The sequence below is a fragment of the Mesorhizobium waimense genome, from assembly GCF_003601975.1.
GTDB lineage: Bacteria > Pseudomonadota > Alphaproteobacteria > Rhizobiales > Rhizobiaceae > Mesorhizobium > Mesorhizobium waimense.
The window spans coordinates 1-557 of the sequence record NZ_QZWZ01000200.1 but is presented as its reverse complement, the minus strand read 5'-3'; the positions used below and the strand labels follow the sequence as shown (position 1 = coordinate 557).

The window sequence follows — 557 nt, the reverse complement described above, 5'->3', positions numbered from 1 at the left end:
CCTCGACCGCGAGCAGCCCGTCCTGCCGATGATGCCTGGCATGCCGGAGCGCCGGACCCATTCCTACGTTCGTCATGGCACGACGTCGTTGTTTGCTGCCCTCGACGTTGCCTCGGGCTTCGTCATCGGCAAGTGCTACAAGCGGCACCGCGCCGCCGAGTTTCTCGACTTCCTCAAGCAGATCGACGCCCAGGTTCCCCATGGCCTCGACATTCACATTGTCATGGACAACTACGCCACTCACAAGACCGCCGCGATCAGAACGTGGCTGGCGCGCCGGCCGCACTATCATGTGCACTTCACGCCGACATCGGCATCCTGGATCAACCAGGTTGAACGGTGGTTTGCCGAACTCACCCGCAAGCAACTACGCCGCGGTGTCCATACCTCCACCAGCCAGCTTGAGGCCGATATTCGCGCCTTCATCCAGCGCCACAACGAGAACCCCAAGCCATATCGATGGACCAAGTCCGCAGACGACATTCTCGCCTCCGTCAAACGCTTCTGCCAGAAGGCGGAACAATCCTTATGCCACGAAATTTAGATTCAGATGACTA

General features: G+C 59.4%; 1 protein-coding gene. It reads left to right on the top strand.

The window, feature by feature from the left end:
• A partial coding sequence (locus D3227_RS40620; protein ID WP_120016858.1) for an IS630 family transposase occupies positions 1 to 544 on the top strand: 544 nt, incomplete at its 5' end.
• Between the last annotated feature and the right edge of the window lie 13 nt (positions 545 to 557).